We start from the raw sequence: 14671 nt of genomic DNA, 5'->3' as shown, positions 1-14671 counted from the left end.
TGAATGCCGTTAAGGATAACAACGCTTCTTTTCTATATTGCGCAATTTCGGTTGGTGGGGTGGCTGATTTTCAAACTTTCACGGGGTTACTCACTAGAATTATCCGCTCTGGCTTTCGCCTGGCATATCGCTATTTATTACTTTGAGATACGCGAGCGTACGGCACTATGGACACGAAGATCACTGCACTACTCGCCCAGCCCCACCGCGACGCCCTTGTCGCCTATTACCTCGGCCAGCTCGTGCCCGACAAAAACTCGCCCGCGCCCGATAACATCATCACCGCGGACGATCTCTACGAATACCTGCTGATCGACAACCAGATCAGCGCCGAGGTCGACACCAGCCGCGTCGCCCAAGGCATCGCCAGTGTGCAGCAGCACGTCCACGCCATCTACAACGGCATGGAGCCCGGCTTCGAACAGGTCGGGGACGTGGAGCAGCATCGACAGTCGCGAGCGTTGTGGCATGAGGCAATGAGTCAATACAGCACGTGGGCGGGGTATCAGGCGCTGGTGGATTATCCGGAGAACTACCTCAATCCGACGTTGCGGCTGGGCAAGACCGAGGCGTTTCAGGCATTCGAAGGCGCATTGGGGCAGGCGCGCTTGACGCCTGACTCGGTGCAAAAGGCCTTGGGCGCCTACCTCACGCAGTTCGAGGAAGTGAGCAATCTGGACACCGTGTGCTGCTACGTCGACGGCGTGGATTTTCGGCGGGCCGATTATTACTTCATCGGTCGCTCGCCGACCGACTCGTCGCGTTATTACTGGCGCAAGGCTGCCATTGATGTGGATGAGAACAGCACCCATGTGCCGCCGTCTGCCTGGACGGAGTGGAAAACGATCGATGTGGAGACCTCCGGCCAGGTCACCCATGTGCGGGCAGCGGTGGTCGAGGGGCGTTTGCATCTGGTATGGCTTGAGCAGGTGCGCGACGTGTTGGACGCCAACGACAAACCAATGACGGACCGTTTCTTTTATCACCTCAATGCCAGTTATCTGCAAAGCAACGGCCGCTGGAGTGCGACGATCCGTTTGCGCGAGACGACGCTGCCATCCTTCGCCACGCTGGAAAGTGGCGGGCACGTACTCATCGCGGCGCAAGATGCGCGTTACGCCCCTGAGCCCAGGCTAGTGATTGCGATCATCAAACGAGGGGAAAAGACCGACAGCCCGCCCGTCAGGGTGTTGCTCGAGATCCGCACCACGCTCTGGAAGACAGTTGTCCTGGGCGATAGTCTGCCGTCGCTCGATCGTTCTCTGATCGTCCAGTTCAAGAACGGCCCGGGCAGTGCGCAATTCACGATCACCGGAGCCGACAACGGGGGCAAGATCTGGGGCTTGAAAAGCGTGGTGTGGAACGCCGGCGGCGACCGTCTGGACGGGGCGCTCAACCCGTATCTCGAACTCGATGCCAGGCTTATCCATCCCGACCAGAACCTCATCGTGGAGGCGTCCATCCGCTGCGCCAAACCCTGGCATGGATCAACGCCTGCGCATGCCATGCCCACCATGGGCAGGGTCGGATTATGGCGAAATCAGCCACGCGCCCCTCACACGCTGGTGTTCAACGGCGCCGCACGCTCGCCTGTCGAGCCGATGCTTTGGGACGGCACCGCCAATAAACCCGATCTGGGCGTGCTTTACGTGGGCAACGCTGACCCCGCCAGTGGCATTGGTTACAACGAGTTCAATTACCTGCGCACCGAACGCTCGGCCGAGATTCCAACGTTCGTCAAAACCGTCGAAGGCGGGTTGTTCCTCGACCTCACAAGCCTGGGGCTGCCCCATCTTCGCTTCGTGCGCCTGAACACCACCTTCGCCAGCGAACTGGTGCGCAAGGCCGAGCGATCTCTGGGCGGCGCTCTGGGGTGGGAAACCCAACACACGCTGGAACCCCCGCTGCCTGAAGACAGCACGAAACCCCGGCCACCGGTGGACTTCAACGGCGCCAATGGCCGCTACTTCTGGGAGATCTTTTTCCACCTGCCGCACCTGGCCGCGTGGCGCCTGCACCATGCCTTTGATTACGCCGGGGCTGAGCAGTGGTTGAATTATCTGTTCGATCCACAGGTGCGCGTCGCGCCGTTGTACCCGCCGCCCGATCAAGTGCAGTGGCAACCCTACTGGACCTGCCGCCCACTGGGGTTTGCCGACGATCCGCTGCGGGATGTGGCCGCCCCTCGGGATCCGGATGCCATCGCTTACGGTGCGCCTTCGCATTACCGCAAGGCGATTTTCACCCTGTACCTGGACAACCTCATCGCCTGGGGTGACTCGCTCTACCGGCAGGTCACCCGTGATGCGCTTAACGAGGCGAAATTGCATTACGTGCGCGCGCTGTCGTTGTTGGGGCCGCTGTCCAAGGGGCGCAGCATCAGCCGATGGACGCCGATGTCGCTACAAGACGCCGCCGATTACCAAAGCGAGACGTTCGCTTCGTTCGAGACGTCGGCATTCGTCTGCCCACAGGACACGCCGCGCACGTCCGCCGAGCCGCCCTGGCTGCGGTTGATCGACGCGCCGTGGTTCCGTTTGCCCGTCAATACGCGCCTGCTGGACCTGTGGGAGCAATTGGATCAGCGCCTGCACAACCTGCGCAACAACCTCACCCTCGATGGCCGGCCGATGGCCCTCGCACTCTATGAGGCCCCGGCCAATCCGTTGGACCTGCTGCGCGCGCAACTGGCAGGCAGCAACGTGTCGTTGCGCCGTCTGGGCGCCCAGGGCAGCGTCCCGCCTTACCGGTTCGCGGCGATGTTGCCCCATGCCCGCGACAGCGTGGACATGCTGACCCGTTTTGGCGAGCAGGTCCGCCAGGCGATGGAAATGCGCGATCACGCCGAACAGCAATCCCTGCAACAGGGCCACGTGCTGGAGCTGTCGGCCTTTGTCGAGCAGCTCGACGCCCTGGCGATCGAGCAGGCTCAACGCACCCTTGAGGTCAGCGCTGCCAGCCGCGCCCAGCATCAGGCGCAGATCGCGTATTACGAAGGGTTGCTGGCGCAGGATGTCAGCGCGGCCGAACGCAGGGCAGAGGCGCTGTTTGCCGATGTGAGCGTCGCGAGAGGCTTGGCTGCCGCGGCCCGAGCCACCGGGCATGCGGCGGGTACGCCACCCAACACCATTACATTTCTACCCGGTCCATTTCCGATTCCAGTGCCCGGTGGCTGGAACTGGAGCGCTCCGTTCTGGGCGGCGGCGTCGCTCATGGAAGGCGTTGGTATGGCGTTTTCGGACGCCGCCGAGGTCCATTTGCGTGCCGATGCACAGGCCAGGCGTCGCGAAGAGTGGACAATGCTTCGGGATCAGGCCCGGCATCATGTCGAGGCGACAGAGCGCCAGATCGAGCAGCACCGGATGCAGATCGCCTCGGCGCAGATCAAGCGTGAGCGGTCGGCGATGGCTCGGCAACACGCGCAATCGATGTATGCGTTCATGCAGAATCGCGCGACCAACGCGGCGTTGCATGAATGGCTGCTCAGCCAGATGTCGACGTTGTATTTTCAGGCGTACGACGCGGTGTTGTCGTTGTGCCTGGCGGCTGAAGCCTGTTGGCAGTATGAAATCGGCGAGCCGCAGACCACGTTCATCCCGCTCGGTGCGTGGGTCGATAACCGCCATGGCCTGACCGCTGGGGAGAGTCTGAACCTGGGCTTGCTGCAGATGGAGTCGGCGTATCTGCTGCGCGATGAACGGCGCCTGAGCCTGGTCAAAACCGTCTCCCTGCGCCGCCTGCTGCAGCAGTATCCCGGCGAGGGCGGTGAGTCGGATTGGGCGGCCGTCATCGCACGTTTGCGCAACGCTGGAGCCCTGGACTTTCAGCTCACACCGTCGCTGTTCGACCGCGATTACCCCGGCCATTACTTAAGGCAACTGGCGCAGGTATCGGTGTCCCTGCCTGGTGTTCTCGGGCCTTACGAAAACGCCCGCCTGATGCTTAGCCAATTGAGCAGCAGTTACCTGCTCAAGCCTGATCTGGGCGGCAGCAAATACCTGTATCAGCAGGCGCACGAGCTGGAAGGCGAGCATGACGACGTCGATCCGCGCTTCGTCGTGGCCAATCCACGGCTCAATCAGCAGGTGGCGATTTCCGGTGATCTGGAAGACAGCGGGACATCGAGGCGGGATGACGAGCGTTATTCGCCGTTCGAAGGCACTGGGGCGGTGTCCAGCTGGACGCTGACCTTCCCCCGCCATGCCAGCGCTCACCAGCAGGCGCTGTTCGACGGGCTGCAAGACATCATCGTGCACGTGCGCTATTACGCGGTAGATGGCGGCAAACCCTTTGCCGAAGCGATCAAAGGCCTGATCCCGAACAACGGAACGACACCACTGCCAGCTGCACGGCGCAAGGCGCTTCCATCTAGCTAAGCGGGTCAACGCACATCAACGGATGATGAGGAATACACCATGGATCAGTCGATCATTGGGGTTCTGGAACAACAACGCCGCGATGCTCTGGTGGCCTGGTATCTCGGACAACGGGTGCCACAAAGCGATCAGCCGACGCGGGTACACAACGAGAACGATCTGTACGAATACCTGCTGATCGACAATCAGGTCACGGCAGAGGTCGACACCAGCCGGGTCGCCCAAGGCATCGCCAGCGTGCAACAGCATATTCATGCGATCTATAACGGCATGGAGCCGGGCTACGGGAGTGTCAGCCACGACACGCTGGCGCTGTGGCGTGACGGGATGTCCCAGTACAGCCTGTGGGCGGGTTACCAGATGCTCGCGGACTACCCGGAAAACTACTTGCAACCGGCGCTACGGCTGGACAAGACCTCGATGTTCAAGACCTTCGAGTCGGAATTGTCTCAGGCGCGATTGGCCGAAGACACCGTACAGAAGGCGCTGGGCAATTACCTGCAAGCCTTCGAGACGGTGAGCAATCTCACCGTGAGCGCCTGCTACGTAGACAGCACCCAGTTCCTCAACGCCGATTACTACTACATCGGGCGGCAAAGTACCGAGCCCTTCGCGTTCTACTGGCGTAAATCCCATCTTTACAAAGATGCGTCGGCCAGCGAGGCGCAGATGGCCGGCTGGACCGAGTGGAAACCCATCGACACCCTTCGCGGCGCTCAGGTCAAACATTGTCGACCTGTGGTCATGGACGGCCGTTTGTATGTGGTGTGGGCTGAAAGTGGCAAAGCGATACTGGACAAGGAGGGAGCAAAAACCGGGGCGTTCGAGTATTCGATCAAGCTGGCGTATCGGCGGCTGGATGACAGCTGGAGTGCGCCTATTGAATTGCACAAGGGCGAGGCACCGGATGAGTTGCTCGCAGATGAGGTCACCGACTACACATTGGACAAAGGCTATCGGATGGTCGCGAGCACGGATCAGGGTGATAGCGGGAATTCGCGACTGCTCATAGGGTTCACATCACAGGGTTTTGGCGTAGGCAAGGAGGTGAAGCATTACGCAGCGTACAGTCGGTTCCTCCAGCCACTGAACGCGGACGGTGAGGGCATTGCCAGCATGCTGGTCTTCATGGCGGGCGCCAAAATCGACCGTGTTCAATACAGCGCTGTTCATCTGGACCCTGACGCGTCGTTACGCTGGACTATCAAGTCGGTCGCCCGAGATGCGGCTTCGCCCCCTACGGCAGTAGGGACACCCGGTGACGCATTGAATGACTATTTTGAACTGGAGGCGCAGTGGTCAAACGGGCGACTGGTGCTGATCGGGCGATGCAAAAAGCTGGTGATCGCCTGGAAAACAGAGTATTTCGTCGTTTCCAACAGCATCGTGGACGACCGATCTTCCGTGCAATACAAGGTGGTGGGTATCGCAGGTCAGGTGTACTGGGAGGTCACGGCGAAAAGGATCAAAGGCAGCAGCTCAAAGTTATTGACCGCAGAGTTGCGGCACTCCGGTAAGGCGATTGCGACGATCACCCACGACGACCTGATATCGCAAGGCAGCGATTTTTTCATGGAAACCCTCGTCGCGCGCAAAACAATCGCTCCCGGTGAGGCGTATTTCCAACAGAATTCGCACAGAGGTTTTGAGGTGTTTATCGCTGACGGCAGGCATCTTGAGTTGCAAGAAGATGCCGTCACTCGGAAGGGCGACCCACTCACGCTGAATACCGCGCTCGGTCATTACAATAAAAAGTGGCTCAAACGTGCTGACCCCATCACGTTGAATGGATCGGCTATGTCGTCGGTCATTTATCATGAATGGCCAGCCAGTGATGAGAATGTCCGGACCTACCAATGGGGGGCAGAGCCCGATGGGAATTTGCGCACCCGATATGGACTCAACGGCTTCACCATCACTCGCGAAGTGGTTGGCAACACGGTGCCGTATCTGCGTACCAGTGATTTGGGCGCTCAGTACCTCGACTTGACGAATGCCGCCGTTGGCGCCGGCAAAGTGCGGGTGCGCCTCAACACCCTGTTCGCCAAGGATTTGACCCGCAAGGCCAGCCTGTCCCTGATAAGTGCGCTGTCTTGGGAGATCCAGCACACCGAGGAGCCACTTCTGCCTGATCAGACGGCCCCGGCTTACCTCGATTTTTCCGGGGCCAACGGACTGTACTTCTGGGAAATCTTTTTTCACGCCCCGCACCTGATCGCCACTCGCCTGCAACAGGAGTTCGACTACGCGGGTGCGCAGCAATGGCTGGAACTGCTGTTCAACCCGCAAGTACGCGTCGCGCCGCTGTTTCCTCCACCGGCCGAGATCGACTGGTTGCCGTACTGGACGTGCCGTCCGCTGGGTCTGCCGGACAATCCGGCGCTGGAGCTGGAAGGCCTGACCAACCCCGACGCCATCGCCCGCGGTGCGCCCTCGCATTACCGCAAAGCGATTTTCATGCTGTACCTGAATAACCTGATTGCCTGGGGCGACATGCTCTATCGCCAGGTCACCCGGGACACCCTGAACGAGGCCAAGCTGCTGTATGTGCGGGCCTTGTCCTTGCTTGGGCCGCTGTCGAAGGGGCGCAGCATCAGCCGCTGGGATCCGGTGCCGCTTGAAGACGCGGCCGCCGAGCAAGCAGATACGTTCGCGGCGCTGGAATCATCGGTGGGCGAGCGAGCGTTCAGTCCTGTCCCGATTCCGCGCAACGAGGCACCCTGGTTGCGGCTGCTGGATCAATCGATCTTCCGCCTGCCGGTCAACACCCAGCTGCTGGACCTCTGGGACACCCTCGATCAACGCCTGCATAACCTGCGACACAACCTGACCCTGGACGGCAAGCCGATGCACCTGGCGCTGTACGAAGTGCCCGCCAACCCGCTAGACCTGCTGCGTGCGCAACTCAACGGCAGCAGTCTGAGCCAGCGCCGGTTGGGGTCGCTGGCCATCGTGCCGCCGTACCGCTTTCGCGCCATGCTGCCTCGCGCGCAGAACGCGGTGGAGATGCTGATTCGCTTCTCGCTGCAGGTGCTCAGCCACATGGAAGCCAAGGACCGGGCCGAGCAGGACGAGCTGCAGCAAGGGCATTTGTTAGAAGACCTCGCCAGCTTCGCCGAGAAGCTGCAGCAAAACGCCATTGACGAGGCGGCCAAAGGGCTCGACGTGATGCAGGCCAACCGGCAGGGCGTAGAGGCGCGCAAACGCTACTACGACGAGCAGATCAGCCATGATGTCAGCGCCGAGGAACAGGCCGCCCATCAGGCACGGGAGGCGTCTGTCAGCGCAATGCTCGCCGCACGGCAGTTTGGCATGACAGGGCACCTTGCGAACTTGGCCCCCAATCTGTTCGGCGGTGCGATAGGTGGGATGGTCTTCGGCGGGGTGGCGTTTGCCGCTGCCGAGGTGCTGGAAGCCTCCGCCGCGCAGGATTCGGAACGGGCACAACAGCTGTTGATCAGCGACACCCAGCGTCGCCGCCGGGAGGAATGGCAGCACCAGGCGCGCCAGGCGCAGATCGAACTCGAGGTGCTGGATCGACAGATCGAAGCGCAGCAAGTGACCCTCAGCTCCACGAGGACCAGCCTGGCCCAGGCGGCGAAGTCCCGCGAGCAGGCGCAGGCGTTATACGCCTTCATCAAGGGCCGTGCGACGAATGCAGGGCTGTATCAATGGCTCTTGAGCCAGATGTCGACCCTGTACTTCCAGGCGTACGACGCCGTCCTGTCGATGTGCCTGAGCACCGAAGCCTGCTGGCAGTACGAAGTGGGGGACCGGGATACGCAGTTCATTTCGACATCTGCTTGGGTCGACAACCGCTTCGGCTTCACCGCAGGGGACACCTTGAGATTGGGGCTGATGCAGATGGAGTCAGCCTTCCTGACCCGCCACGAGCGCCGACTGGAAATCACCAAGACGCTGTCGCTCAAGGCACTGTTGAAGGATTACGACCCCGGTGCCGGGCCGGAACCGAGTGCGGTAACCGGATGGGACGCCGTGCTCGACACCCTGCGCAGCAAAGGCGAGATCGACTTTCAGCTCAACTCATCGACGTTCGACAGGGATTATCCGGGCCACTACCTGCGTCAGTTGGTGCGGATATCGGTCTCGCTCCCAGTGGTGCTCAAGCCCTATCAGGACGTTCACGCGACCCTGAGCCAGCAGACCAGCAGCTACTTGCTCAAACCCGAGATCGGCAACGTGAAGTTTCTTTATCAGCAAGCCGGTGAATTGCTGGAGGGCAGCGATGACGACCTGCGCCAAGACCACTTGGTGACCAATCCCCGGGCCAATCAGCAGATCGGGCTTTCCACTGGGGTGGACGATCACGGCATGTTCCAGCTGGATTTCGGCGATGAGCGCTACTTCCCCTTCGAAGGCACCGGGGCCATCTCACGCTGGACCCTGAGCTTCCCCCATCACGAGACGGAGGATCAGCAAGCCATGCTCGACACCCTCACCGACGTCATTCTGCACATCCGCTACCTGGCGGTGGACGGCGGCAAGGCCTTCGCAGCCGACGTGGAAAAACTGGTGGCGGCGGTCGAGAACGTGGGCGCGGAGCGTCAGGCCACTTCGCTCACGTAAGTGCCCACGTCCTTGAGGATAATCTTCAGCGTGGCATCCAGCTCGGCCAGTTCGCTGGCCGGGGTGGTGTGGGCGATCTCATACATGGTGTCGCCGCCAAACGGCTTGGCATCAGCGGCGTCGATTTCCACTTTGAGCTGTGTGGCGGTGAGAGTCACTTTCAGATTCGACTCGACGTGAATGGTGTCGTCGCGAAACGTGATATCGACTTCATCCTCGTCCGGAAAGCGCGCCAGCAGGAACAGATCGCCGTTGGTGGCATGGCAGCACGCCAGCGCCATGTCATCTTCTTCCTCGTCGCAGGGGTTGTAGATGAAGCTGTCGGTGGTCAATTGCATGGCGGTGTTCCTCTGGTTTGGCGCGGGGCAGGGGAGGGATTTTGCCAGTCCTGCGGAAAATTTGCCTGCACCTGATTTTCAAACCCCACGCAAGCCAGCGCCTACGGCCTTCGGGCAGAAGCACGCGCACCGATCCTCATTCTGAAACATTCCCGTACAACCCGATGTCCGAATATGTCGCAGCGTCGCAAGCAGGGCGGGGCCCGCTCTCGTTAAGCTGCGCAGCAGATGAACGGACATGGGCCGAGCCTGCCTGGGCAGACGCACATCGACCGTCATTCGGGTCAATCGAATGTGACGACGCACACACGACGAGCGTTACTACTAGGGCATGTGGTCGCGAACGGCGCCTTGTCACGATCTGCCGACTATCATCGAACAGGCGCAAACGTGGCACACATGCAGTACGACCCCGAAACACGCATCTCTCCTATATAAAAGCCAAGCCAAGCGGAGTACCACAGATGGCGTTCTTCACCGCAGCCAGCAAGTCCGACTTTCAGCATCAACTGCGAGCGGCACTGGCTCAGCACATCAGTGAACAGGCACTGCCACAAGTGGCGCTGTTCGCCGACCAGTTCTTCGGCATCATTTCCCTCGACGAGTTGACCCAACGCAGGCTGTCCGACCTTGCCGGCTGCACCCTGTCCGCATGGCGTCTGCTCGAACGTTTCGAACACAGCACCCCGCAAGTGCGCGTCTACAACCCTGATTACGAGCGTCATGGCTGGCAATCCACCCACACCGCCGTTGAAGTGTTGCACCACGACCTGCCGTTCCTGGTCGATTCTGTCCGCACCGAGCTGAACCGTCGCGGTTACAGCATCCACACGCTGCAAACCACCGTGCTGAGCGTGCGCCGTGACGAGAAGGGCCAACTGGTCGAACTGTTGCCAAAAGGCACGACCGGTGACGACGTTCTGCAAGAATCGCTGATGTACCTGGAAATCGACCGTTGCGCCAACGCTGCCGAACTGGCGGTGCTGGCCCGCGAACTGGAGCAGGTACTGGGCGAAGTGCGGGTCGCGGTCGAAGACTTCGAACCGATGAAAGCCAAGCTGCACGAACTGTTGGCGGGCGTCGATGCCATCGAGTACAACGTCGATCCCGACGAGAAAGCCGAGGTCAAAGTTTTCCTCGAATGGCTGGTGAACAACCATTTCACCTTCTTGGGCTACGAAGAGTTCACGGTCGAGGGCGGCGCCGAAGGTGGCCAGTTGACCTACGATCAGTCCTCCTTTCTCGGCCTGACCAAACTGCTGCGTGCGGGCCTGACCGCCGAAGAGCTGCACATTGAAGGCTACGCAGTGAATTACCTGCAAGAGCCGACCCTGCTGTCCTTCGCCAAGGCCGCCGCGCCGAGCCGCGTGCACCGTCCGGCGTACCCGGACTATGTGTCGATCCGCCAGATCGACGCCAACGGCAAGGTCATCAAGGAATGCCGCTTCATGGGCCTCTACACCTCGTCGGTGTACGGCGAGAGCGTGCGTGCCATTCCGTACATCCGCCGCAAGGTGGCCGAAGTCGAGCGCCGTTCCGGCTTCGACGCCAAGGCCCACTTGGGCAAAGAGCTGACCCAAGTCGTCGAAGTGCTGCCCCGTGACGATCTGTTCCAGACCCCGGTGGACGAGCTGTTCACCACCGTCATGTCCATCGTGCAGATCCAGGAGCGCAACAAGATTCGCGTGTTCCTGCGCAAAGACCCGTACGGCCGCTTCTGCTACTGCCTGGCCTACGTGCCGCGTGACGTCTACTCCACCGAAGTGCGCCAGAAAATCCAGCAGGTGCTGATGGAGCGCCTGAAGGCCAGCGACTGCGAGTTCTGGACCTTCTTCTCCGAGTCCGTGCTGGCCCGCGTGCAGCTGATCCTGCGCGTGGACCCGAAAGTCACCCTCGACATCGACCCGCAGCAGCTGGAAAACGAAGTCATCCAGGCCTGCCGTTCGTGGAAGGACGACTACGCCAGCCTGGTCGTCGAAAGCTTCGGCGAAGCCCAGGGCACCAATGTCCTGGCCGACTTCCCGAAAGGCTTCCCGGCCGGTTACCGCGAGCGTTTCGCCGCGCACTCCGCCGTGGTCGACATGCAGCACCTGCTGAACCTGTCCGACGCCAATCCACTGGTGATGAGCTTCTACCAGCCACTGTCGGGCGATAAAGCGCAGCTGCACTGCAAGCTGTACCACGCCGACACCCCGCTGGCGCTGTCCGACGTGCTGCCGATTCTGGAAAACCTCGGCCTGCGTGTGCTGGGTGAATTCCCGTATCGCCTGCGTCACACCAACGGCCGCGAATTCTGGATTCACGACTTTGCCTTCACCTACGGCGAAGGCCTGAACCTGGACCTGCAACAGCTCAACGACACGTTGCAGGACGCGTTCGTTCACATCGTCCGTGGCGAAGCGGAGAACGACGCGTTCAACCGTCTGGTGCTGACGGCCGGTCTGCCGTGGCGTGACGTGGCGCTGCTGCGCGCTTACGCCCGTTACCTGAAGCAGATCCGTCTGGGCTTCGACCTGGGCTACATCGCGAGCACCCTGAACAACCACGCCGACATCGCCCGCGAGCTGACGCGTCTGTTCAAGACCCGCTTCTATCTGGCGCGCAAGCTGTCCGGTGGCGATCTGGACGACATGCAACAGCGTCTGGAAACCGCGATCCTGTCGGCGCTGGACGATGTTCAGGTGCTCAACGAAGACCGCATCCTGCGTCGCTACCTTGACCTGATCAAGGCGACCATGCGCACCAACTTCTACCAGACCGACGCCAACGGCCAGAACAAGAGCTACTTCAGCTTCAAGTTCAACCCGCGCCTGATCCCCGAGCTGCCGAAGCCAGTGCCGAAGTTCGAAATCTTCGTCTACTCGCCACGCGTCGAGGGTGTTCACCTGCGCTTCGGCAATGTCGCCCGTGGCGGCCTGCGCTGGTCGGACCGTGAAGAAGACTTCCGTACCGAAGTGTTGGGCCTGGTCAAAGCCCAACAAGTGAAGAACTCGGTCATCGTGCCGGTGGGCGCGAAGGGTGGCTTCCTGCCCCGTCGTCTGCCGACCACTGGCACCCGCGACGAGATTCAGGCTGAGGCAATCGCCTGCTACCGGATCTTCATTTCCGGTCTGTTGGACATCACCGACAACCTGAAAGAAGGCGCACTCGTGCCGCCTGTCAACGTCGTGCGCCATGACGACGATGACCCGTACCTGGTGGTCGCGGCGGACAAGGGCACCGCAACCTTCTCCGACATCGCCAACGGCATCGCTATCGACTATGGATTCTGGTTGGGCGACGCGTTCGCCTCCGGCGGCTCGGCCGGTTACGACCACAAGAAAATGGGCATCACCGCCAAGGGCGCGTGGGTCGGCGTGCAACGCCACTTCCGCGAGCGTGGGATCAACGTCCAGCAAGACAGCGTCAGCGTGATCGGCGTCGGCGACATGGCCGGTGACGTGTTCGGTAACGGCCTGTTGATGTCCGACAAGCTGCAACTGGTGGCCGCGTTCAACCACCTGCACATCTTCATCGACCCGAATCCGGACCCGGCCACCAGCTTCGCCGAGCGTCAGCGTCTGTTCGACCTGCCGCGTTCGGCCTGGACCGACTACGACACCAGCATCATGTCCGAAGGCGGCGGTATCTTCCCGCGCAGCCTGAAGAGCATCACCATCACCCCGCAGATGAAAGCACGCTTCGACATCAGTGCCGACAAACTGACCCCGACCGAGTTGATGCACGCATTGCTCAAGGCGCCGGTGGACCTGCTGTGGAACGGCGGCATCGGCACCTACGTCAAGGCCAGCTCCGAGAGCCACGCCGACGTGGGCGACAAGGCCAACGACGCCCTGCGCGTCAACGGCAACCAGCTGCGCTGCAAAGTGGTGGGCGAGGGCGGCAACCTCGGCATGACCCAACTGGGTCGCGTCGAATTCGGCCTGCTGGGCGGTGCGACCAACACCGACTTCATCGACAACGCCGGTGGTGTGGACTGCTCCGACCACGAAGTGAACATCAAAATCCTGCTCAACGAAGTGGTGCAGGCCGGTGACATGACCGAGAAACAGCGCAACCTGCTGCTCGAAAGCATGACCGACGAAGTGGGCAATCTGGTGCTCGGCAACAACTACAAGCAGACGCAAGCCCTGTCCCTGGCGGCCCGTCGTGCTTACGAGCGCATTGCCGAATACAAGCGCCTGATGAGCGACCTGGAATCCCGTGGCAAGCTGGACCGCGCCATCGAGTTCCTGCCCGCCGAAGATCAGATTGCCGAACGCGTGGCCGAGAAACAGGGCCTGACCCGCGCCGAACTGTCGGTGCTGATCTCCTACAGCAAGATCGACCTCAAGGAAGCGCTGCTGGAATCCCGCGTTCCGGACGACGATTACCTGGCCCGCGACATGGAAACCGCCTTCCCGCCGTCCCTCGGTGCGAAGTTCTCGGACTCCATGCGTCGCCACCGTCTGAAACGTGAAATCGTCAGCACCCAGATCGCCAACGACCTGGTCAACCACATGGGCATCACCTTCGTGCAACGACTCAAAGAGTCGACCGGCATGAGTGCGGCCAACGTGGCCGGTGCCTACGTGATCGTGCGTGACATCTTCCACCTCCCGCACTGGTTCCGTCAGATCGAAGCGCTTGACTACAAGGTTCCCGCTGAAATTCAGCTGGCGCTGATGGATGAACTGATGCGCCTGGGACGTCGCGCCACGCGCTGGTTCCTGCGCAGCCGTCGCAACGAACTCGACGCGGCACGTGACGTCGCGCACTTCGGGCCGCACCTTGCGGCACTAGGCCTGAAACTGGACGAGCTGCTGGAAGGCCCGCCCCGTGAAGTCTGGCAGGCGCGTTATCAGGAGTACGTCGAAGCAGGCGTGCCTGAGTTGTTGGCACGGATGGTGGCAGGCACTACGCACCTCTACACGCTGCTGCCAATCATCGAAGCCTCCGACGTCACCGGCCAGAACGCCGCTGATGTGGCCAAGGTGTACTTCGCCGTGGGCGGTTCGCTGGATGTCACCTGGTACCTGCAACAGATCAGTGCACTGCCTGTGGAGAACAACTGGCAGGCCCTGGCCCGCGAAGCCTTCCGCGACGACATCGACTGGCAACAACGGGCGATCACCGTCTCCGTCCTGCAAATGGCCAACGGCCCTGCGGACGTGGAAGAGCGCCTGAACCTGTGGCTGGAGCAACACCTGCCGATGGTCGAGCGCTGGCGCGCCATGCTGGTCGAACTGCGTGCAGCGAGTGGCAACGACTACGCGATGTACGCGGTCGCCAACCGCGAGCTGCTGGACCTGGCCATGAGTGGGCAGACGACGGTGGTTTGAGGCGCTAGCTTCAAGTTGTAAGCGCCAAGCTGCAAGAAAAAGCCCTGCG

4 protein-coding genes are annotated in these 14671 nt (G+C 61.2%); 3 read left to right on the top strand and 1 reads right to left on the bottom strand.

Annotated features, from left to right (window positions below):
- Window positions 1-167: 167 nt before the first annotated feature.
- Window positions 168-4376 carry a neuraminidase-like domain-containing protein gene (locus AAEO81_RS23020; protein WP_341959302.1) on the top strand — a complete coding sequence of 1403 codons (4209 nt, stop codon included), beginning with the start codon at window positions 168-170 and terminating at the stop codon, window positions 4374-4376.
- A 39-nt stretch (window positions 4377-4415) separates the two neighbouring features.
- Complete coding sequence (locus tag AAEO81_RS23015) at window positions 4416-8963, top strand: neuraminidase-like domain-containing protein (protein ID WP_341959300.1); 4548 nt, start codon at window positions 4416-4418, stop codon at window positions 8961-8963.
- Here the strand turns inward: AAEO81_RS23015 and AAEO81_RS23010 are convergent.
- A complete protein-coding gene (locus AAEO81_RS23010; RefSeq protein WP_341959299.1) occupies window positions 8942-9301 on the bottom strand; it encodes a hypothetical protein in 360 nt (119 codons plus the stop codon). The two genes, AAEO81_RS23015 and AAEO81_RS23010, sit on opposite strands and share 22 nt — an antisense overlap.
- A 464-nt stretch (window positions 9302-9765) precedes the next feature.
- On the opposite strand from AAEO81_RS23010, the gene AAEO81_RS23005 reads away from it, so the two are divergent.
- Window positions 9766-14622: an NAD-glutamate dehydrogenase gene (locus AAEO81_RS23005; RefSeq protein WP_341959297.1), complete on the top strand. Its 4857-nt coding sequence runs from the start codon at window positions 9766-9768 to the stop codon at window positions 14620-14622.
- The last annotated feature ends 49 nt before the right edge of the window (window positions 14623-14671 follow it).

Source organism: Pseudomonas sp. RC10, assembly GCF_038397775.1.
Lineage (GTDB): Bacteria > Pseudomonadota > Gammaproteobacteria > Pseudomonadales > Pseudomonadaceae > Aquipseudomonas > Aquipseudomonas bambusae.
This window is presented reverse-complemented; position numbering and strand designations above follow the sequence as displayed.

Coding starts and splice junctions, on each gene's coding strand:
- AAEO81_RS23005 (WP_341959297.1), top strand. CDS start 9,766: ATGGCGTTCTTCACCGCAGCCAGCAAGTCCGACTTTCAGCATCAACTG.
- AAEO81_RS23015 (WP_341959300.1), top strand. CDS start 4,416: ATGGATCAGTCGATCATTGGGGTTCTGGAACAACAACGCCGCGATGCT.
- AAEO81_RS23020 (WP_341959302.1), top strand. CDS start 168: ATGGACACGAAGATCACTGCACTACTCGCCCAGCCCCACCGCGACGCC.
- AAEO81_RS23010 (WP_341959299.1), bottom strand. CDS start 9,301: ATGCAATTGACCACCGACAGCTTCATCTACAACCCCTGCGACGAGGAA.